This is a genomic window from Micromonospora sp. A3M-1-15 (genome assembly GCF_024213425.1).
Classification (GTDB): Bacteria; Actinomycetota; Actinomycetes; order Mycobacteriales; family Micromonosporaceae; genus Micromonospora; species Micromonospora chersina.
In genome coordinates, this window is record NZ_JANAVK010000002.1 from 743822 (window position 1) to 763352 (window position 19531).

Genomic DNA, 19531 nt, shown 5'->3' on the forward strand with positions numbered 1-19531 from the left:
CAGGTCGGGCTTGCGCATGTCGGCGGTGCCGGTGACGCCGCGCCGGCGGAGGCGGTCGCGGAGCTGGTCGACCTTCAGGCGGGCGATCTCGCTCTCGTTGATGTCGGGGGTGTTGGGCGTCTGGTTGCCCGGCTGTTCCCCGCCGTTGCCGCGACCACGGGGCGCGGTGCCCGGGCGGCCGCCCGTGCCGCGCCGGCCGGGACCGGAGGCGGACGAGGCCCGGTCGCGACCGGAACCCGAGCCGCCGCGGGAACGGGTGGTCTTGCGGCCCTCGCGGAGGGCCTGGACGAGTGCGTCGACCAGGTCGGGCTTGCGCATGTCGGCGGTGCCGGTGACGCCGCGCCGGCGGAGGCGGTCGCGGAGCTGGTCGACCTTCAAGCGGGCGATCTCGCTCTCGTTGATGTCGGGGGTGTTGGGCGTCTGGTTGCCGGGCTGGTTCTTCGTCGCCGCCGCGCCGTTGCCGCGCCGCGCCATGTGCTGCTTGGCCATCGAGCAGGTCCTTCCTCACCGGGGTACGCCTATCTCCGTACCCCGGACGACCTGCCGGAACCCTTCGATCAGTCCGGGGCGACCCGGGTCAGGTAGGTGTGGTGGGTGGTGAAGCCGAGCCCCTGGTAGAGGGCCACGGCGCCGGTGTTGCGCTGCTCCACCTGGAGGAACGCGTGGGTGGCGCCCTCCGCCCGGCCCCAGTCGGTCAGCGACCGCATGACCGCGCCCGCGAACCCGCGCCGCCGTGCCTCCGGCAGCACCTCGATCAGCGTGAGGCCGAGCCAGCGCCCCTCGCCGGTGACCGTGCCCCGGCCCACCGCGAGCAGCCGGCCGTCGACGTGCAGGTGGGCGAAGCGGATCCGGTCCACGGCGGTCAGCACGTGCCGGGCGTCGTCGGGCAGCCCACCCTTGCGGCCGGCGGCCACCGCCAGCCACTCCGCCGAGGGCGCCGGGGCCAGCTCGACCGGGGGCGGGCCGGGGCGCCCCGGCGGCAGCGCGGTGAGCGGCGCGGTCTGCACCAGCACCGGCGGCCGGGCCGTCCAGCCCCGCGCGTCCAGCTCGGCGCCGACGGGCGCGGCCAGCGGCAGCGGGGTGTTCACCATCGCGGGCTGGCCGCGCTCGGCGTACCAGCGCTGCACGGCGTCCAGCGCGGCGGGCAGCGGGCGGTCCGGGTCGCCGACCGGCAGCGCGCTGTTCGCCCGGCCGGTCCAGCCCCCGGCGCTGCGCAGCAGCCAGTCGCCGAGCCGCCCGCGTACCGGGGCGGGCCACGCCTCGTCGGCCGCCAGCTCCAGGGCGATGACGGCGGCGGCGGTCGGCCGGCGGGCCGGCGGCACCCGTTTCGCCCGGTGCACCTGGTCCACCGGGACCCGCAGCCGGCCCCGGTCGGTGGCCAGCGTGATGTGGGTCTCGCTCAGCTCGACCAGTTCGCCCAGGGCGTCCGAGAAGAGCGGTCGGCCTTCGCGAATCCCCACAATCCGGCGGACCACGATCCGGTGTCCCACGTCCTGCTGTCGGAGCACGATCGACCCCCTCCCCGGCGAGATACTAGGCTCTAACCGTCGCGGATGATCGCGACGAGTCTTGCGGAGGAGAAGACCGGTGACCTACATCATCGCCGAGCCGTGCGTGGATGTGCTCGACAAGGCATGCATCGAGGAGTGCCCGGTCGACTGCATCTACGAGGGCAATCGGATGCTCTACATCCACCCCGACGAGTGCGTCGACTGTGGTGCCTGTGAGCCGGTCTGCCCGGTCGAAGCGATCTTCTACGAGGACGACGTCCCGGAGCAGTGGAAGGACTACACCGCGGCGAACTACGAGTTCTTCGAGGACCTGGGCTCGCCGGGCGGCGCCTCCAAGATCGGCAAGGTGGAGAAGGACGCGACCTTCGTGGCCGCGCAGCCGCCGCGCGGAGAGGGCAACTGAACCGGCCCGCGCCGGTCTCGTCGCGGCTGCCCGACTTCACCTGGGACACCCTGGACGCCGCGGCCGCGACGGCCGCGGCGCACCCGGACGGTCTCATCAACCTCTCGATGGGCACGCCGGTCGACCCGGTGCCGGCGCTGATCCGGCAGGCGCTGGCCGACGCGTCGAACGCGCCGGGCTACCCGCTGACCGCGGGCACCCCCGCGCTGCGGGACGCCATCGCGGCCTGGGTGGCCCGCGCCTGCGGTGCGGGCGTCGACGGGCTGGGTGTGCTGCCCACGATCGGCTCCAAGGAGCTGGTCGCCTGGCTGCCCACGCTGCTCGGCGTCGGCCCCGGCGACGTGGTCGTGGTGCCGTCGATCGCCTACCCGACGTACGAGGACGGGGCCCGGCTGGCCGGCGCCACCACGGTGCGCAGCGACTCGCTGACCGCCCTGGGCCCCAACCCGCGCGTCCGGCTGGTCTGGGTGAACTCGCCCGGCAACCCCACCGGGCGGGTGCTGCCCGCCCGTCACCTGCGCAAGGTCGTCGACTGGGCGCGCGAGCGCGGCGCGGTGGTCGCCAGCGACGAGTGCTACCTGCCGCTGGGCTGGGACGCCGAGCCGGTCTCGGTCCTCTCGCCGGAGGTCTGCGGCGGGTCGTACGAGGGCGTGCTGGCGGTGCACTCGCTCTCCAAGCGTTCCAACCTGGCCGGCTACCGGGCCGGCTTCGTGGCCGGTGACCCGGCGCTGGTGGCCGAGCTGCTCAAGATCCGTAAGCACGCCGGGATGATCGTGCCGGCCCCCGTGCAGGCGGCCATGGTCGCCGCGCTGGGCGACCAGGCGCACGCCGACGCGCAGCGGGAGCGCTACCGCGCCCGGCGGGAGAAGCTGTACGCCGCGTTCACCGGCGCCGGCTTCACCGTCGAGCACTCCGAGGCGGGGCTCTACCTCTGGATGACCCGGGACGAGGACTGCTGGGAGACCGTCGACTGGCTGGCCCGCCGGGGCATTCTGGTCGCCGCCGGCGTCTTCTACGGCCCGGCCGGCGCCCGGCACGTCCGGGTGGCGCTCACCGAGTCGGACGAGCACGTCGACGCGGTCGCCGGCCGGCTCGCCCAGCTCTGACCGCCGTCGCCGCGACGGCCGGCCCGAGCAGGGCCGGCCGCCGCGACCGGGTCAGTCGTTGATCTGCTCGAACACCCGCAGCAGCGTGTCCCGGCTGTGCTTCTCCAGGAACTCGCTGGCCATCAGCTCCTGCACCTGCACGGTCCGGCCGTCGTGGAGGGTGATGGCCGCCTTCAGCGGCACCCGCTTGGTCACCTCGACCGAGCGGATCTCCTCGTAGGGCAGGAACGGGTTCCGGCTGGCCACCTCGGCGACCGGCGAAGCGCTCAGCACCTCCTTGAGCCGCTTCTCACCCTCGTGCGCCTTCCCCGGGTCGGGGACCAGGACCAGGCCGTTGTCCAGCACGTACACGTCGTGCTCCCGGCCGTCGATCTTGATGTTCGCGAGCGCGGCGATCAGGTCGGCGTTCCGCGCCGAGGCCCGGGCCTGGACCACCCTCGACTGCCGCACGTCGACGCCCAGCTCGGCCAGTCGGGCGAGCGCCACGTCCAGGGTCTCCGGGGCGACCGCCAGCTTGGCGATCTCGGCCAGGTCCCACGGCTCGCCGGAACGCCCGACCAGCCGGGCCGGTTCGGACCAGGAGAGCTGCCAGTACGCCCGGCCCGAGCGGACCGCCGCGTTGTCGAGCAGCGTCTCCATCGGGCCGGCGAAGGCGGCCGCCGCCTCCCGGCGGGTGGTGTCGGTGAAGAACTGCTCGGCGAACTCACCGAGCCGGCCGGCGCGGACCAGGTCCAGCACGGTGGGCAGGCCCGGCTCCGGCGTGCCGGTGAACCGTCCGGCCGCGCGGTAGATCCGGTCCGCCCGCTGTTGCACCCCGGCGGCGATCGACTCGGCGATGAACTCCGGCCAGGGCAGCAGGCGGCGGGAGCCGTGCGCGACGATCAGGCTCTGGAGCGCCCGGCCGGCGCCCACCACGTCGGCGAGCATGGTCCAGGCCGGGCGGTCGTCCGGCGTGACGTGCACCGGAGGAATCTGGCCCATCGCGGCGACGCGGGCGCCGATCGGCGGGTGGGTGTCCCAGCGGGACGCCGGCCCCTCCGGGGCGTTCTCCCGCAGCTCGTCGATCTCGTCCCGGCGCGCCTGGAGGAGATGGCCGAAGCCGCCGAAGAAGTCGTCCGGCGCCAGCCCGACCGACCAACCCGGGTCGACGTACCGGGTCTCGTAGAAGCGCCAGGCCGCGTCGAGTGCGGGCAGGGTCCGCAGCGCCGAGGCCGCGGCCTGGTGCCCGGCGATCTGCACCGACGCGCGGTCCGCCTCCAGTTCCTGGCGACGCGACGCGGCGTTGTCGACCAGCAGGTAGAGCTTCGCGTACTGCTTGAAGACCCAGCCGATCGGGTTGCGCGGGCTGATCCGCTCGATGGTCTCGCCGATGGCCAGCCGGCCCCGGTAGGCGACGCCGCCCAGCCGGGTGTGCTGGCCGGAGTAGTGGCCCAGCTCGTGCGCCAGCACCGAGCGGAGCTGGTCGACCCGCATGGCCTGGAGCAGCGGCAGTCCGACGTAGAGGGTCCGCCGGCCGCCGACGAGGCCGAGCAGCCGGCTCTGTTCGCCGACCGCCGCGTTCACCTCGGGCACCAGGCGGATCTCGTCGGGCGCGCGGGTGCCCACGGCCGTGGCGAGCTCCCGTACCGTGGCCCAGAGCCACGGCGCCGCCCGCTCGTCCAGGATCAGGCCGGGCGCCGGCTCGTTCCTCGTACGGATCGCCTTCCACAGCCCGACCCCGACGGCGCCGAGGGCGACCACCAGTGGGAGCAGCAGCTTGCCGGTGACCAGGCCGCTGGTGTGGCTGAACAGCCAGACGCCGAGCGCGGCCACGGCGGCGAGCTGGAGCAGCGCGACGACGTAGAAACCGATCAACATGACCACCGAGGCGAGCGCCCGGTACGTGGCGGACATGTGCATCCTTTCCCCCGTTTGGACCGGCCCGTCCGGTGGGCCGCCGGGGGACCGTACGACGTGAACGCTGCTCGGACAACCCCCTTCCGTGCCCATGCGGGCCGCCCTACGATCTTCGTCGACACGCACGGGGGAGGACGAGAGCATGTGGCCGTTCCGGCGGAGGACGAAGCAGCAGAGTGGACCGGCGCTGCCGGTCGACCCGACGATGGGTGACCCGGCCGCCCGGGCGCTCTCCGAGGCGCTGGCCCGGCGGGACTGGCGGACCGCCCGGGACGTGCTGGTCACCGTCACCGACCCGGACCACCAGGCGTTCTGCCTGCACGCCGCCGGCCGGGTGCCGGGCGTGCAGGAGTGGATCGGCGAATGGGCCGACGCCGAGCCGCGCGCCACCCTCCCGCTGCTGGTCCGGGGCACCCACGCGGTGCACTGGGCCTGGGAGGCCCGGGGCGGCGCGTCCTCCTCGCTGACCAGCCAGGAGCAGTTCCGCGAGTTCCGCAAGCGGCTGACCTTCGCCGAGAACCTGCTGGACGAGGTGGCCGCGCGGGACCCGGACGACACCACCGCCCGGGCCTTCCTGGTCACCTCGGCGCGGGGCCGCCAGGTGGACCGGGACGAGGCGGCGCGGCGCTTCGCCGACGTGGTCGCCCGCCACCCCTGGCACCGGCTGGCCCACGTCCAGATGCTCCAGTACCGGTGCGCCAAGTGGTTCGGCAGCGACGAGGAGATGTTCGAGTTCGCCCGGAGCGCGGCGGCGAAGGCGCCGGCCGCCAGCGGCCTGGCCCATCTGGTCGCGGCGGCCCACCTGGAGATGTGGCTGAAGCTGCCGGCCGGCGAGGACGACGCCCACCTCCGCGATCCCGAGGTGCTCGCCGAGCTGCGCGCCGCGGCCGACCATTCGGTGCGCCACCCGGAGCACGGCCGGTACCCGGGCTGGCCGCAGCCGCACAACAACTTCGCCATGTGCTTCGCGGTGGGCGGCGACCACGCCGCCGCGGCGGAGCGTTTCCAGGCGCTCGGTGACCTGGTCACCGAGCTGCCGTGGTCGTACCTCGGGGATCCGGGGAGCGCGTTCACCCGGTGGCGGCGGACGGTGACGGACAGCCAGGGCTGAGCACCGGACGGTATCCTCGGCGGGACTTGCAGCGGGGCCGGGCCGGCTCCGGACGACGGGACGCCGAGGTGGGCCGATGGTGGGCGGGGCCGGCGGGCAGGCACGCGTGGCGGTGGTCGGCACCGGCCTGATCGGGGGGTCGGTGCTGCTCCGGCTCCGCGACGCCGGGGTCGACGTGGCCGGCTGGGACCCGGATCCGGCGACCCGGCGGCGCGTCGGCGAACAGGGCGTCGCCGCGCCGGACACCGTCGAGGAGGCGGTCGCCGGCCGGGACGTGGTGTTCCTCTGCGGCCCGCTGCCCACCCTGCCCGCGACGCTGGCTCGGGTGGCCGCGGCCACCGACGACCGCTGCGTGCTCACCGACGTGGGCAGCACGAAGGCCGAGGTGGCCACCGCCGCCACCACGCAGGGGCTCGGGCACCGGTTCGTGCCCGGCCACCCGATGGCCGGCGCCGACCGGGCCGGTCTCGGCGCGGCCAGCCCCGGGCTGCTCGACGGGGCGGCGTGGGTGCTCTGCCCGGGGCCGACCGGGATGGGCGCGTTCCGGCGGCTCGCCGCGCTGCTCATCGACGTCTTCCACGCCCGGGTCGTGCCGATGTCCGCCCCGGAGCACGACAGCGCCGCCGCGCTCGCCTCGCACCTGCCCCACCTGCTCGCCGGCGCGCTGGCCGGGACGGTGCAGCGCTCGGCCCTGCGCGACGCGGTGCTGGCGCTCGCCGCCGGCAGCTTCTCCGACGGCACCCGCGTGGCCGGCGGCCCACCCGAACGGACCGCGAACATGCTGCTCGGCAACCGGGAGCGGGTGCTGGCCGAGCTGGACGCGGTCCGGGCGTACCTCGACGACCTGGCCGAGGCGCTGCGGGCCGGCGACCCCGGGAAGCTGGCCGGCCGGCTGGCCGAGGGCCGCACCGCCCGGGCCGCGTTGCGCGGGCGCGCGTTCACCGCCCACCGGCGGGAGTTCCCGGCCGCCGCCGACCACGCCGGGGAACTCGCCTACCTGAGGGAGCTGGGCGCGGCCGGCGGCCACCTGACCGGCTGCCGGGTGGCGGGCGGCGCGGTCACCTACACGGCGCACCTTCCGGTCACCCCGCCACTAGGCTGAGGACCATGGCGGACGCACCGGTCGTGGCGGTACGCGGCGAGGCGTACCGGGAGGTGGCCCCCGAGCTGGCCCGGTTCACGGTGACCGCGACCGCGCGGGACCGCGACCGGGAGACCACGCTGACCCGGCTGGCCGAGCGGACCGCCGCCGTGCGGGTGCTGCTCGACGCGGCCGAGCCCGCCGTGGAGCGGCGGGAGACCGGCCAGCTCCGGGTCTGGCCGGAGACGAAGCGCTCGGGCGAGCGGGTGGTGGCCTACCACGGCAGCGTCACCACCACGGTCACCGTTGTCGACTTCACCGCGCTCGGCGAGCTGATGCTGCGCCTGGCCGACCAGGAGCAGGTCGAGGTGGCCGGTCCGTGGTGGTCGCTGCGGCCGGACAGCCCGGCGTACCGGGAGGCGCGGCACGCGGCGATCGCGGACGCCCTGGCCCGTGCCCGGGAATACGCCGAGGCGCTCGGCGCCCGGGTGACCGCCCTGCTGGAGCTGGCGGACACCGGCCTGGCCGCCGCCCCGCCCATGATGGCGAAGGCGGGCTTCGGCCGGGCCGGGGAGACCGCCCCCGAGCTGGAGCTGGATCCGCAGCCGCAACCGGTGCAGGCGGCGGTCGAGGCCCGGTTCACCATCAGCGAACCGGTGCTCGGCTGATGCCGCCCGCGCAGGTGCTCCCGCTCGGCGAGCTGGTGGCCCGGGCCCGGGCCCTCGCCGCCGACGGCCCGCGGCAGCTGCTCGGCATCGCCGGGGCGCCCGGGGCGGGCAAGTCCACGCTGGCCGAGCGGCTCGTCGCCGAGGTCGGTCCGGCCGCCCGGCTGGTGCCGATGGACGGCTTCCACCTGGCGCAGTCGGAGCTGGTCCGGCTGGGCCGGGACGCGCGCAAGGGCGCGCCGGACACGTTCGACGTCAACGGCTTCGTCTCCGTCCTGCGCCGGCTGCGCCGGCTGGAGCCGACCTCGGTGTGGGCGCCGGCGTTCCGCCGTGATCTGGAGGAGCCGGTCGCCGGATCGATCGAGGTGCCGCCCGAGGTGCGGCTGGTGGTGACGGAGGGCAACTACCTGCTGCTGCGCGACGACCCGTGGGAGGAGGTGCGCACGCTGCTGCACCAGGTCTGGTTCCTCGACCTCGACGCGGAGCTGCGGGTGCGCCGGCTCACCGCCCGGCACGAGGCGTACGGGAAGTCGCCGGAGCAGGCCCGCGCCTGGGCGCTCGGCAGCGACGAGGCGAACGCCCGGCTGGTCGCCGGCACGGCGGGGCACGCCGACCTGGTGGTCCGGCTAGCCGACCCGCTGCCGGGGTGACGGCACGGCCCGGCGCAGCAGCCGGGCCACCACCGCCCGTTCGCGGATGAACTCGGCCGCCTCGGGATAGCCGCTGTGGTTGCGGATCGGCGGGTCGGCCACCTCGCCCCCGGTGGGGTGCAGCGCCTCGGGGTCGACCACCGGCACGTCCCGTTCCCCGGCGCTGACCTGCCAGCCCAGCGGGTCGGTGTCGCGCCAGAAGTTGGTCCAGGTGACGTGGCCGCCGGGCCAGCTGAGCGCCCGGGCCAGGGTGCGCAGCCGCTCCGGGCCGAAGTACGCGGGGAAGACCCGGCCGTAGAGCCGGGTGAGCTGGCAGCCGTAGGAGAAGAACCAGATCCGGCGCCGCCAGCGGCGGGGCAGTTGGAGCAGCATGGCGGCGCAGATGACGGTGCCCTGGCTGTGCCCGGAGAGGATCACCCCGTCCATCCGGTCGGGGTGCAGCGGGGGGAGGGCGAGCAGCCCGGCGACCCGGGTCTGGAGCTCCGGCACGGCGCGCTCGGCGTAGCTGGGCGGGGCGAGCGGGTGCGCGGCGCGGGGCCAGAAGGTGCCGACGTCCCAGATGACGCCGACCGAGCGGCGCACCGTGTCGGTGCGGTAGACCAGCAGTCCGAGCGCGCTGATCACCACGGGTAGCCAGCCGAGCATGGTGTCGCCCTGGTTGGCCGTCCAGTGGACGACGGTGTGCCAGCCGGAGGGGGAGAGCGGACTGGGCCGGCTCCGGGAGAGCGCGGCCGCGCAGCAGAGCGTCACCAGCACCACGGAGAGGGTCGCGTAGCAGCCGACCAGTCGGGCCGCGTGCTCGCCGACCAGCCGGTGCAGCGCGCGGAACGTGCTGACGTCGCGGCAGCGGCGCAGGTCGTGCGCGGAGAGGCCGGCGCCGTCGGTGGTGAGCGCGGCGTACTCGGCCCGGCGCAGCGACTGGAGCAGCACGCCCGCCCGGACGAGCAGCGCGAGCAGGGCGACCAGGCCGACCACGCAGGCCAGCCCCGTCCAGAAGACCGCGAGCGGTGGCACCACGCGGCTGTGGCCGCTCGGGTCGGCCCGGCTGTCGAGCCGGTCGCTGACCCAGTAGAGCAGGCCGGCGCAGTAGGCCACCGCCATCATCCAGCCAAAGCCGGCGATGAGCGCGGGGCCACGCCCGCCCCAGGCCAAATCGGTGTACGCGCCGAGCGGCTGCACCGGCACGGCCGGCCGGGTGCGCGGCAGCAGCAGCCCGGTCAGGGCGACCGCGATGGCCGGCACGGCGAGCATCCAGACGCTCAGCCCGTCCGGTGCGCCGGGCAGGCCGGGCAGACCGCGCTCGATCCAGGCCACCCCGAGCGGCAGCAGCACGCTGCCCGCCACCGGGCCGACCAGCGCCCGCCGCCCGGAGCGGTTCACCGCGCCGATGGTGACCAGCAGCAGCAGCTGGTACGTGGCGAGCCAGGCGACCGCCGTGTCGTACCCGGGCAGCGACCGGTCGGTCCGGCAGCCGGCGATGCCCGGGTCGGCCACGCACCCGGTGGGCGGCCGGTACGCCGACAGCGGCCGGCCGGCCGGACCGTCGGGCAGCAGCAGGAGGGTGAACGTCCCGGCCAGCCCCAGCCCGGTGAGCAGGGCCACGGCGGCGCTCCACCGGCCGAGCGGGGTGGCGCCCTGCCGCCGGGTCAGCCAGGGCCGGCCCAGGGCGACCACCGCGATCGCCACGACGGCCGTGAGCACTCCGACGGTGGCCCAGGCGACCGCGGCCCGCGGCCCGCGGGGCGGGTCCATGATGATCACCGCGGCCACCGGCACCGCCGCAGCGACCACCGCCCCGGTGCACAGGTGCAGCACGGCCGCCCGGCGCAGTTGCCCCTCGCCGTTCCAGAAGGTCGGGTCCTGGAGCGGGTTCTCCAGCGGCTCCGGCCGCTCGACCGGGGAGCCGTCCTGGCCGGGGTGCGGTTCGGCGGGCATCTCCGCCTCGTACTGGTAGGTGCGCCAGGCGACGAGGCCGAGGCCGGCCAGCAGGAGCAGCGGCAGCAGCAACCCCACGGCGAGCGCCCGGGTGTCCTGGCGCCACCACTGGTTGCCGAGGAACTCCCACGGGCCGGGGAGGTGGCCGAGGCAGTCCAGGCCGACGCACTGCCAGCCGATCAGGTCGACACCGATGCCGGTCGCCGTGATCACCAGGGTGGCGGTGAGGCTCAGGCAGAACAGCCGGATGAGCCAGGCCGTGATCCCGGAGCGGCTGGCCCAGCGTTCCTGGTCGGGGTCCGCCGGGATGCCGGTGCGGGCGTAGAGCGCCACGTTGGCCAGGGTGAAGGGGAGCAGCAGCGTCCACAGGGCCCGCTCGACGTCGCGCCGGGTCCGCGCGCCGGAGGTCAACTGCCCCCAGCTGTACGCCTCGACCGCGATCGGGTCGTCCCGGCCGGCGGTGCTGGCGCGGTAGAAGCCGGTGACCGCCCCGCCGGCGACCAGTCCGGGCTGCGCCCCGTCGCCGCCGGGGCCGGGGCGCAGCCCGAGCAGTTGGTCGGGCGGGGTGTTCGACACCCCGTGGACCCGCAGTTCGAGCACCCGTTCCATCGCGCCCCCTGGGTGAACCGGTCACTACCCAGAGTGCACCCTCCGTGCGGAATCCGCACTCGGGCCGAAGGGCTGTTTTAGCAGCTCAGGTGGCCTGTTCGAGGTTCCGGACGGGGCGGGCGGGGTTACCCAGGGCCACCACATTGGGGGGTAGGTCCCGGGTCACCACGGCGCCGGCGCCGACCACGGTGTTCGCCCCGATGGTCACGCCGGCCAGCACGATGACCCCGCCGCCGAGCCAGACGTTGTCGCCGATGGTGATCGGCTCGGCCGCCTCCCACTTGTCCCTCCGGGCCGCCGGCTCGACCGGGTGGGTGGCGGTGAGCAGCTGCACGTTGGGTCCGATCTGGACGTCGGCGCCGATGCTGATCCGGGCGACGTCCAGGAACACGGTGTTGAAGTTGACGAAGCAGCGCGGGCCGAGGTGGGTCTGGTAGCCGTAGTCGCAGTGGAACGGTGGCCGGACCCAGGTGTCCTCGCCGACCGAGCCGAGCAGTTCGCGCAGGGCGGCGAGGCGCCCCTCGGGGTCGTCGGCGGAGCTGCGGTTGAAGCGTTCGCTGAGCCGGGCGGCCCGGTCCAGGTCGGCGATGATCTCGGGGTCGTCGGCGATGTAGGGCTCGCCGGCGAGCATGCGGTCCTTCATGGCGGTCACCCGGGGATCATGCCGGCCGCGACGGTGGACGCGGTGCCGGTTCCGTCGGACTGGCGACGTCCGACTGCATACGGGGGTATGCCGTCCTCGCCCGCAGCGGGCCGGCCCGTCCGCGCCGCCGGTCAGTCGTTGGCGTGCAGCGCCGCGTTCAGCTCGATGCCCCGGCCGGTACGCGGCTTCGCCTCCAGCGCGCCGGTGACGGAGTTGCGCCAGAACAGCAGGCCGTCCACCCCGGACAGCTCCCGGGCCTTGACCACGCGGCCGTCCGGCAGGCTGATCTTGGAGGCGGCGGTGATGTAGCAGCCCGCCTCCACCACGCAGTCGTCGCCCAGCGTGATGCCCACCCCGGCGTTCGCGCCCACCAGGCTCCGCTCGCCGATGCGCACCTTCTCGGTGCCGCCGCCGGAGAGGGTGCCCATGATCGACGCGCCGCCGCCGATGTCGGAGCCGTCGCCGACCACCACGCCCTGCACGATCCGGCCCTCGACCATCGAGGTGCCCAGCGTGCCCGCGTTGAAGTTGACGAAGCCCTCGTGCATCACGGTGGTGCCGGAGGCCAGGTGCGCGCCGAGCCGGACCCGGTCGGCGTCGGCGATCCGCACGCCGGCGGGGACCACGTAGTCGGTCATCCGGGGGAACTTGTCGACCCCGTGGACGCTCAGGTGGCGGCCGGCGGCCCGCTCGATGACCCGCAGCTCGTCGACCCGCTCCGGCGGGCACGGCCCGGCCGAGGTCCAGGCCACGTTGGCCAGCTTGCCGAAGATGCCGTCGAGGTTCAGCTCGTTGGGCCGCACCAGGCGGTGGGAGAGCAGGTGCAACCGGAGGTACGCGTCGGCGGCGTCCTTGATCGGGTCGTCCAGCGAGCCGATCACGGTGACCACCTGGACCGTGCGCAGGCCGGGCAGCGCCCGCTCCCCGATCGCGCCCGGCGGCAGGTCGAGCACGTCGGCCTGGTCCTCGCCGGGGACCAGCGGCAGCTCGCCGAGCCCCAGCTTGCCGGTCGGGTACCAGGTGTCCAGCACCTGGTCTTCAGCGGTGATCGTGGCCAGGCCGATGCCCCAGGCAGACTGTGCGGTCGTCACGAAAATGACGGTACCGTGCCACACATGCAGAACCCGTTGACCCCCGAGGTCTTGGCCGATCCGGTGGCGCTGACCCGCGCGCTGGTCGACATCGAGTCCGTCTCCCTCAACGAGAAGGCGATCGCCGACTGCGTCGAGGAGGTGCTGCGCGGCGTGCCGCACCTCACCACCTACCGGCACTCCAACACGGTCATGGCGCGTACCGACCTGGGCCGGGCGCAGCGGGTGGTGCTCGCCGGCCACCTGGACACCGTCCCGCTGAACGACAACTTCCCGTCGACCATGCGCGGCGACCTGATGTACGGCTGCGGCACCTCCGACATGAAGTCCGGCGTGGCCTTCGCGCTGCACCTCGCGGTGACCCTGCCCGACCCGCGCTACGACGTCACCTACTTCTTCTACGAGGCCGAGGAGATCGAGTCGAGGTACAACGGCCTCACCCTGGTCTCCGAGGCGCACCCGGAGTGGCTGGAGGCCGACTTCGCGGTGCTGCTGGAGCCGACGTACGGGATCGTCGAGGCGGGCTGCCAGGGCACCATGCGGGCGATCGTCACCACGCACGGCGAGCGGGCCCACGCGGCCCGGTCCTGGCACGGGGTGAACGCCATCCACGGCGCCGGCGAGGTGCTGCGCCGGTTGACCTCGTACGAGGCGCGGCGGGTGACCATCGAGGGTTGCGACTACCGCGAGGGACTGAACGCGGTGCGCATCACCGGCGGGGTGGCGGGCAACGTCATCCCGGACCGCTGCGACATCGAGATCAACTACCGGTACGCCCCGGACCGTGACCCGGCCGCGGCCGAGGCGCACCTGCGCGAGGTCTTCGCCGGCTTCGACCTCGCGGTCACCGACGCGGCGGCCGGCGCGGCCCCGGGCCTGGACAACCCGCCGGCGCAGGAGTTCCTGGGCGCGGTCGGCGCGGCCCCGATCGGCAAGTTCGGCTGGACGGACGTGGCCCGGTTCGCGGCCATGGGCATCCCCGCGCTGAACTTCGGTCCGGGCGACCCCAACCTGGCCCACCACAAGGACGAGCACGTCGAGCTGACCAAGATCCGCGACGGCGCGGCCACCCTGCACCGCTGGCTCGCCTCGTCCTGAGCACACGACCGGGGGCCCGCGTCGCTGACGCGGACCCCCGGATCGGCCGGCCGGACCGTCAGACGGTGGTGGTGAGCGGCGTGTCCGTCTCGGTGCTCTCGCCGGTGAGGTCGGTGTGGTGGGCTTCCATCATCCGGGCGCGGCGGCGCTCGGCCACCACGTCACGGATCCGCCGCTGCATCTGCCGGCGAATCCGGATCATCTCGCTGTTGCTGATCAACGCTGGCTCCTCCCCCGAAGGCGCGTCGCCGGGGCATACCCGGTATGTGAATAGTAAGACGTACGAGCGAGCCATTTAGTTGCCCATGATCACGAAGAATTTCTCCGGCTCGCCCGCCTCCGCACCGCGTCGCCCCGCCTCCACTACGGTGGCCCCATGAGCCAGAGCAACGGCCGGCCGCCCGGCCACGGTCCGAGCCGGGAACGGCACCGGGGCGCCGTCACGCTGCGCAACCGGGCCATCCCGACCAGCACCGCCGACCAGCGGCTGCTCGACTCCCGCGGCCGGGGCGACTGGAAGACCAAGGACGCCTGGCGGGCGCTGCGCATCCTGTCCGAGTTCGTCGAGGGCTTCGACACCCTCGCCGACCTGCCGCCCGCGGTCAGCGTCTTCGGCTCGGCGCGGAGCAAGCCGGAGAGCCCCGAGTGCCGGCTGGCCGAGGAGTTGGGTGGCGCGCTGGCCCGGGCCGGCTACGCGGTGATCACCGGCGGCGGGCCGGGCGTGATGGAGGCGGCCAACCGGGGCGCCGGCCAGGCGGGCGGGCTCTCCGTGGGGCTGGGCATCGAGCTGCCGTTCGAGCAGGGCCTCAACGACTGGGTCGACCTGGCCATCGACTTCCGCTACTTCTTCGCCCGCAAGACCATGTTCGTCAAGTACGCCCAGGCTTTCGTGGTGCTGCCCGGCGGCTTCGGCACCATGGACGAGCTCTTCGAGGCGCTCACCCTGGTGCAGACCGGCAAGGTGACCCGCTTCCCCGTGGTGCTGATGGGCGTCGACTACTGGCGGGGCCTGCTCGACTGGCTGCGGGACAGCATGGCCGCCGAGGGCAAGATCGGCCCGACCGACCTGGACCTGATCTGCCTCACCGACGACGTCAACGAGGCGGTCCGGCACATCGTGGAGGCCGAGGCGGTGCTCTCCGCCGAGCAGGAGGCGGTCCGCGAGGAGGCGGTCGCCCGGGTGGCCGCCGACCAGCAGGCCGCCGCCGAGGCCGCCCCCGAAGGGCCGGCGGAGCAGGGCTGACCATGGCCAACGTCTGCGTGTTCTGCGCGTCCTCGCGTACCCTCGACGCCCGCTGGCTGGATCTGGCCACCGAGACCGGCGCGGCGCTGGCCCGGCGCGGGCACACCCTGGTCAGCGGCGGCGGGTGCGTGGGCATGATGGGCGCGGTGGCCGACGGGGCGCGGGCCGCCGGCGGCCGGACGCTCGGTGTCATCCCGCAGGCCCTGGTCGACCTGGAGGTCGCCGACCTGGCCTCGGACGAGCTGCTGGTCACCGACGGGATGGCCAGCCGCAAGACCCTGATGATCGACAAGTCGGACGCGTTCGTCGCCCTGCCCGGCGGGCTCGGCACCCTGGACGAGCTGTTCGAGGTCTGGACGACCGCCACCCTGGCCATGCACGCCAAGCCCATGGTGCTTGTCGACGCCGACGGCTTCTACCGCCCCCTCCTCGACTGGCTGCGCACCCTGGCCGACCAGCACTTCCTCAAGCCGGCCGGCCTGGACCTCCTCCTGGTGGCGAACACGGTTCCCGAAGCGCTCGACCTCCTGGACACCCGCCTCACCTGACCGCGTGCCGCCCCCGGACCGCTCTCGGTGATCATGAAGTTATTGCCCTCGATGCCGGCGTGTCGTGACAACAACTTCATGATCAGCGAGCGGGGGCGGGCGGAGGGCGGCGGGCGAGGGCGGCGGGCGGGGGCGGTGGGTTTTCGGGTGTCGTACCAGCGTGGTGGGATGTCGGGGATGCAGGCGTATCGGCTGGTGCGCCGGGCCGGTGACGTGGGGACGGGGGTCTCCCGCGTCGCCGGGGCGGGGCAGGGGGGTGGTCGGTCCGGTGGGCCGGCCGGGACGGAGCCGCGATCCGGGGGGTCCGCGGGCGATGCCGCGCACCCGCCGCTGCTCCGGCCGGATCCCGTGCAGGCCGAGGTCGTCGCGCACACCGACGGGCCGATGCTTGTCGTCGGCGGCCCCGGCACCGGTAAGACCGGCACCCTGGTCGAGGCGGTCGCCGCCCGGGTGGCCGAGGGCGTCGACCCGGAGCACGTCCTGGTGCTCACCTTCGGCCGGCGGGGCGCCACCGACCTGCGCCACCGGATCGAGGCGCGGATCGCCGGCAACGGCCACCGCGTGGTCCGCGAGCCACTGGTGCGCACCTTCCCGGCGTACGCCTTCGGGCTGCTCCGCCGGGCCGCCGCCGAGCGCGGTGAACCCTCGCCCCGGCTGCTCACCGGCCCCGAGCAGGATCTGATCATCCGCGAGCTGCTCGACGTGGTGGGCGAGGAGCCGACGGACGACCCGGTCGGGTGGCCGGAGGACCTGCTCCCGGCGCTGCGCACCCGGGCGTTCGCCCAGCAGCTCCGCGACCTGCTCATGCGCGCCGCCGAGCGGGGCGTCGGCCCCGTCGAGCTGGCCCGGCTGGGGGAGAAGCTGGGCCGCGCCGACTGGCCGGCCGCCGCCCGCTTCCTCCGCGAGTACGTGGCCGTCCTCGCCCTGCGCGACGTGAGCAACCGGGGCTCGATCGCGTACGACCCGGCCGAGCTGGTCCGGGCCGCCACCGGCATGCTCCTCGACGACCCGGAGCTGCTGGCCGCCGAGCGCCGCCGGCTGGCCCACGTCTACGTCGACGAGTTGGCCGACACCGACCCCGCCCAGCTCGACCTGCTCGCCGTCGTGGCCGGCGGCGGCAAGTCCCTGGTCGCCTTCGCCGACCCGGACTCCTCCACGTACGCCTTCCGCGGCGCCGACCCGACCGGGGTGACCACCTTCCCGCACCGGTTCCGCACCGCCTCCGGAGCGCCGGCGGCCCAGGTCACGCTGACCACCTCCTACCGGGCCGGCCCACAGCTGCTGGCGGCGACCGCGCGGCTGGCCCGGCGGCTGCGCGGCCCGGCGGCGCACCGGCGGCTGCGCCCGCTCCCCGACGCCCCGCCCGGCACAGTGGAGGTACGCACCTTCCGCTCGGCCACCAGCGAGTCCGCCTGGCTGGCCCACGCCCTGCGCGAGGCGCACCTGCTCGACGGGGTGCCCTGGTCCCGGATGGCGGTGCTGGTCCGCTCCACCGGCCGGCAGCTGCCCTCGCTGCGGCGCGCCCTGCACACCGCCGGGGTGCCGACCGTGGTGCACGGCGAGGACCTGCCGCTGCACCTCCAGCCCGGCGTGGCCCCGCTGCTGCTCCTGCTCCGCTGCGCGCTCGACCCCGAGCGGCTCGACGAGGAGTCGGCGGTCGCCCTCCTGCACTCGCCGCTGGGCGGCGCGGACCCGCTCGCCGAGCGGCGGCTGCGCCAGGGGCTGCGCGCGCTCGCGCTGGCCGCCGGCGACCGCCGCCCCTCCGGCGAGCTGATCGTCGAGGCACTGCGCGACCCGGCCGAGCTGGCCACCGTCGAGCGGCGCTGGGCCGCCCCGGCGCAGGCCGTGGCGCACCTGCTGGACACCGCCCGGCAGGCCGCCGCCACCCCCGGCGCGACCGCCGAGGACGTGCTCTGGGCGGTGTGGCGCGAGAGCGGCCTCGCCGAGCGCTGGGCCGGGGCGATCACCCGCGGCCGGGCGGCCACCGGGGAGCACGAGACGGCACAGCGCTGGCGGGCCGAGGCCGCCGACCGCGACCTCGACGCCGTCATGGTCCTCTTCGACGCGGCGGCCCGGTTCACCGACCGGCTGCCCGGCGCGCGCACCGAGGTCTTCCTCGACCACGTGCTGGGGCAGGAGCTGCCGGCCGACACGCTCGCCGCCAGCGCCGACCGGGGCGAGGCCGTACGCCTGCTCACCGCGCACGCCGCCAAGGGCCTGGAGTGGGACCTGGTGGTCGTCGCCGGGGTGCAGGAGGGCGTCTGGCCGGACCTGCGGCTGCGCGGCAGCCTGCTCGGCTCGGAGCGGCTGGTCGACGTGCTGGCCGGTCGCGCCGACGGCGCCGGGCTGCGGGCCAGCCTGGTCGGGCAGACCTCGGCGCTGCTGGACGAGGAGCGCCGGTTGTTCCACGTCGCCGTGAGCCGGGCCCGGCTCCGGCTGCTGGTCACCGCGGTCGCCTCGGCGGCGGTGGGCGGCGACGACCACGAGGAGCAGCCCAGCCGCTTCCTGCACGAGCTGGCCGCCACCGACCCGCCCGCCGTCGGCGGAGGCGGCACGACCCCGCCCGCCCCGGAACCCGGACCGCGCCCGACCGGCGGCGCCCCGACCGGCGGCGCCCCGACCGGCGGCGGTCCGGCCGGTGGCGGTCCGACCGGCGGCGCCTCGACCGGGGGCGGCCCGACCGGTGACGGCCCGACCGGCGGCGCCGTCTCGACCGGGGTCGCCGGCCGGGGACGGGACCGGCGTGCCGGCGACGGCGCCGCCGGGATTCCGGCCCTTGTGGCCGGGCGACCCGGCGACGGCGCCGCGCTGACCTTGCCGGCGCCGGACGGGCCGGTGCCGGCCGGGGACGAGGACCCGCAGGACGGGACGCCGGGCGCGCTGCTGGTCACCCTGCCGCCGCGCGGGCTCACCCTGTCCGCGCTGGTGGCGGAACTGCGTACCGCGGTCACCGACCCGGCGGTGCCGGTCACCCGGCGGCGCGCGGCGGCGGCCGAGCTGGCCCGGCTGGCCGCCGCCGGGGTGCCCGGGGCGCACCCGGACGACTGGTGGGGGCTGCGTGGCCTCTCCGACGACCGGCCGCTGGTCGACGAGGGCGAGCCGGTGCGGGTCACCCCGTCGGCCATGGAGAGCGCGCTGCGGTGCAGCCTGCGCTGGCTGCTGGAGCGGCACGGCGGCAGCGCCCCGGCCAGCGCCGCGCAGGGCGTCGGCAACCTGGTGCACGCCGCCGCCATGCTGGCCGAGGACGCCAGCGTCGACCGGACCGCCCTGCTGGAGTACGTGGCCGCCCGGTTCGACGCCATCGAGCTGGCCGCCCGCTGGATGGTCGGCCCGGAACGGGCCCGCGCCGAGGCCATGGTGGACAAGCTGCTGCGCTGGCTGGCGGGCAACCCGCGGCGGCTGCTCGCCATCGAGCACGAGTTCGCGGTCCGCCTCGACGACCCGCAGCGGCCGGTCCAGCTGACCGGCCGGGTCGACCGGCTGGAGGTCGACGCCGAGGGGCGGCTCGTGGTCATCGACCTGAAGACCGGGAAGTCCACCGCCGTCACCGAACGGGAGGTGGCCGAGCACCCGCAGCTCGGCGCCTACCAGGCGGCCGTGGAGGCGGGGGCGTTCGCCGAGTTCGGCGAGGAGTCCGGGGGCGCCGCGCTCGTGCAGCTCGGCACCGGCGCGAAGGACGCCAAGGAGCAGGCGCAGGCAGCCGCCGGGGAGGGGCCCGAGGCCGGCTGGGCCACCGCGCTGGTCCGGCGCACCGCCGACACGATGGCCGCCGCCACCTTCGCCGCCGTCGCCAACTCGAAGTGCCGGGTCTGCCCGGTGCGGACGAGCTGCCCGGTCTCCGGGCAGGGCCGCCAGGTCGTCGAGCCCCCCGCGGAGAACCCGTGAGCGCGAGGAGTGAGCCGGTTCTGCGAGCCCCGCAGTCGCGAACGAAGAGGGCACCG

At 75.4% G+C, this 19531-nt stretch carries 16 protein-coding genes and 1 pseudogene; 10 read left to right on the top strand and 7 right to left on the bottom strand.

The features are described from left to right. A pseudogene (locus tag NLX85_RS13265) lies at nt 1–489 on the bottom strand (hypothetical protein); the annotation flags it as partial. A gap of 68 nt (nt 490–557) precedes the next feature. Then, nucleotides 558–1508, bottom strand: coding sequence for a GNAT family N-acetyltransferase (locus tag NLX85_RS13270; protein ID WP_254334911.1), 951 nt, complete (start codon nt 1506–1508; stop codon nt 558–560). 79 nt (nt 1509–1587) lie between these two features. Between NLX85_RS13270 and fdxA the strand changes: the two genes are divergently transcribed. After that, nucleotides 1588–1914 (top strand): ferredoxin, encoded by a 327-nt coding sequence (fdxA, locus tag NLX85_RS13275; protein WP_091290031.1) that lies wholly within the window; start codon nt 1588–1590, stop codon nt 1912–1914. Then, entirely contained in the window at nt 1911–3020 is a 1110-nt protein-coding gene (gene dapC / locus NLX85_RS13280; RefSeq protein ID WP_305885041.1) for a succinyldiaminopimelate transaminase, read from the top strand. The genes fdxA and dapC overlap by 4 nt, the downstream gene beginning before the upstream one ends. Before the next feature lie 51 nt (nt 3021–3071). Here the strand turns inward: dapC and NLX85_RS13285 are convergent, their stop codons facing one another. Beyond that, nucleotides 3072–4913, bottom strand: a complete 1842-nt coding sequence (locus tag NLX85_RS13285; protein WP_254334913.1) for a M48 family metallopeptidase — start codon at nt 4911–4913, stop codon at nt 3072–3074. A gap of 145 nt (nt 4914–5058) precedes the next feature. On the opposite strand from NLX85_RS13285, the gene NLX85_RS13290 reads away from it, so the two are divergent. The 4 genes from NLX85_RS13290 (at nt 5059) to NLX85_RS13305 (ending at nt 8423) form a co-directional block, all read left to right on the top strand. Continuing rightward, complete coding sequence (locus NLX85_RS13290) at nt 5059–6027, top strand: DUF4034 domain-containing protein (RefSeq protein ID WP_254334915.1); 969 nt, start codon at nt 5059–5061, stop codon at nt 6025–6027. Nucleotides 6028–6103: 76 nt separating this feature from the next. After that, nucleotides 6104–7129 carry a prephenate dehydrogenase/arogenate dehydrogenase family protein gene (locus NLX85_RS13295; RefSeq protein WP_254334917.1) on the top strand — a complete coding sequence of 342 codons (1026 nt, stop codon included), beginning with the start codon at nt 6104–6106 and terminating at the stop codon, nt 7127–7129. 5 nt (nt 7130–7134) lie between these two features. Then, nucleotides 7135–7776, top strand: a complete 642-nt coding sequence (locus tag NLX85_RS13300) for an SIMPL domain-containing protein (RefSeq protein WP_254334919.1) — start codon at nt 7135–7137, stop codon at nt 7774–7776. Further along, nucleotides 7776–8423 (top strand): nucleoside/nucleotide kinase family protein, encoded by a 648-nt coding sequence (locus NLX85_RS13305; protein WP_254334921.1) that lies wholly within the window; start codon nt 7776–7778, stop codon nt 8421–8423. Before NLX85_RS13300 ends, NLX85_RS13305 begins: the two co-directional genes overlap by 1 nt. On the opposite strand, the gene NLX85_RS13310 is transcribed toward NLX85_RS13305, so the two are convergent. The 3 genes from NLX85_RS13310 to dapD all read right to left on the bottom strand — a co-directional run bounded on the left by NLX85_RS13310 (nt 8400) and on the right by dapD (nt 12701). Continuing rightward, the gene (locus tag NLX85_RS13310) at nt 8400–10967 is read right to left on the bottom strand and encodes a hypothetical protein (protein WP_254334922.1); all 2568 of its coding nucleotides are present in this window, start codon (nt 10965–10967) and stop codon (nt 8400–8402) included. The genes NLX85_RS13305 and NLX85_RS13310 overlap by 24 nt on opposite strands. Before the next feature lie 85 nt (nt 10968–11052). Then, entirely contained in the window at nt 11053–11619 is a 567-nt protein-coding gene (locus tag NLX85_RS13315; RefSeq protein ID WP_308210720.1) for a sugar O-acetyltransferase, read from the bottom strand. Nucleotides 11620–11741: 122 nt separating this feature from the next. Then, the gene (gene dapD / locus NLX85_RS13320) at nt 11742–12701 is read right to left on the bottom strand and encodes a 2,3,4,5-tetrahydropyridine-2,6-dicarboxylate N-succinyltransferase (protein ID WP_254334923.1); all 960 of its coding nucleotides are present in this window, start codon (nt 12699–12701) and stop codon (nt 11742–11744) included. A gap of 24 nt (nt 12702–12725) precedes the next feature. Here dapD and dapE point away from each other — a divergent pair, with 24 nt between their 5' ends. Then, complete coding sequence (dapE, locus tag NLX85_RS13325; protein WP_254334924.1) at nt 12726–13799, top strand: succinyl-diaminopimelate desuccinylase; 1074 nt, start codon at nt 12726–12728, stop codon at nt 13797–13799. A gap of 58 nt (nt 13800–13857) precedes the next feature. On the opposite strand, the gene NLX85_RS13330 is transcribed toward dapE, so the two are convergent. After that, nucleotides 13858–14019: a hypothetical protein gene (locus tag NLX85_RS13330; protein WP_254334925.1), complete on the bottom strand. Its 162-nt coding sequence runs from the start codon at nt 14017–14019 to the stop codon at nt 13858–13860. A gap of 156 nt (nt 14020–14175) precedes the next feature. Between NLX85_RS13330 and NLX85_RS13335 the strand changes: the two genes are divergently transcribed. The 3 genes from NLX85_RS13335 to NLX85_RS13345 all read left to right on the top strand — a co-directional run bounded on the left by NLX85_RS13335 (nt 14176) and on the right by NLX85_RS13345 (nt 19475). Beyond that, entirely contained in the window at nt 14176–15042 is an 867-nt protein-coding gene (locus NLX85_RS13335; protein WP_254334926.1) for a TIGR00730 family Rossman fold protein, read from the top strand. Nucleotides 15043–15044: 2 nt separating this feature from the next. Continuing rightward, entirely contained in the window at nt 15045–15590 is a 546-nt protein-coding gene (locus NLX85_RS13340; RefSeq protein ID WP_254334927.1) for a TIGR00730 family Rossman fold protein, read from the top strand. Between the two features lie 177 nt (nt 15591–15767). After that, nucleotides 15768–19475, top strand: coding sequence for an ATP-dependent DNA helicase (locus tag NLX85_RS13345; RefSeq protein ID WP_254335554.1), 3708 nt, complete (start codon nt 15768–15770; stop codon nt 19473–19475). The last annotated feature ends 56 nt before the right edge of the window (nt 19476–19531 follow it).

What these genes read in the sequence shown, in the direction of transcription:
- NLX85_RS13285 (WP_254334913.1), bottom strand. Translation starts at nt 4,913, where the DNA reads ATGTCCGCCACGTACCGGGCGCTCGCCTCGGTGGTCATGTTGATCGGT.
- NLX85_RS13290 (WP_254334915.1), top strand. Translation starts at nt 5,059, where the DNA reads ATGTGGCCGTTCCGGCGGAGGACGAAGCAGCAGAGTGGACCGGCGCTG.
- NLX85_RS13295 (WP_254334917.1), top strand. Translation starts at nt 6,104, where the DNA reads ATGGTGGGCGGGGCCGGCGGGCAGGCACGCGTGGCGGTGGTCGGCACC.
- NLX85_RS13300 (WP_254334919.1), top strand. Translation starts at nt 7,135, where the DNA reads ATGGCGGACGCACCGGTCGTGGCGGTACGCGGCGAGGCGTACCGGGAG.
- NLX85_RS13305 (WP_254334921.1), top strand. Translation starts at nt 7,776, where the DNA reads ATGCCGCCCGCGCAGGTGCTCCCGCTCGGCGAGCTGGTGGCCCGGGCC.
- NLX85_RS13310 (WP_254334922.1), bottom strand. Translation starts at nt 10,967, where the DNA reads ATGGAACGGGTGCTCGAACTGCGGGTCCACGGGGTGTCGAACACCCCG.
- dapE (WP_254334924.1), top strand. Translation starts at nt 12,726, where the DNA reads ATGCAGAACCCGTTGACCCCCGAGGTCTTGGCCGATCCGGTGGCGCTG.
- NLX85_RS13335 (WP_254334926.1), top strand. Translation starts at nt 14,176, where the DNA reads ATGAGCCAGAGCAACGGCCGGCCGCCCGGCCACGGTCCGAGCCGGGAA.
- NLX85_RS13340 (WP_254334927.1), top strand. Translation starts at nt 15,045, where the DNA reads ATGGCCAACGTCTGCGTGTTCTGCGCGTCCTCGCGTACCCTCGACGCC.
- NLX85_RS13345 (WP_254335554.1), top strand. Translation starts at nt 15,768, where the DNA reads ATGCAGGCGTATCGGCTGGTGCGCCGGGCCGGTGACGTGGGGACGGGG.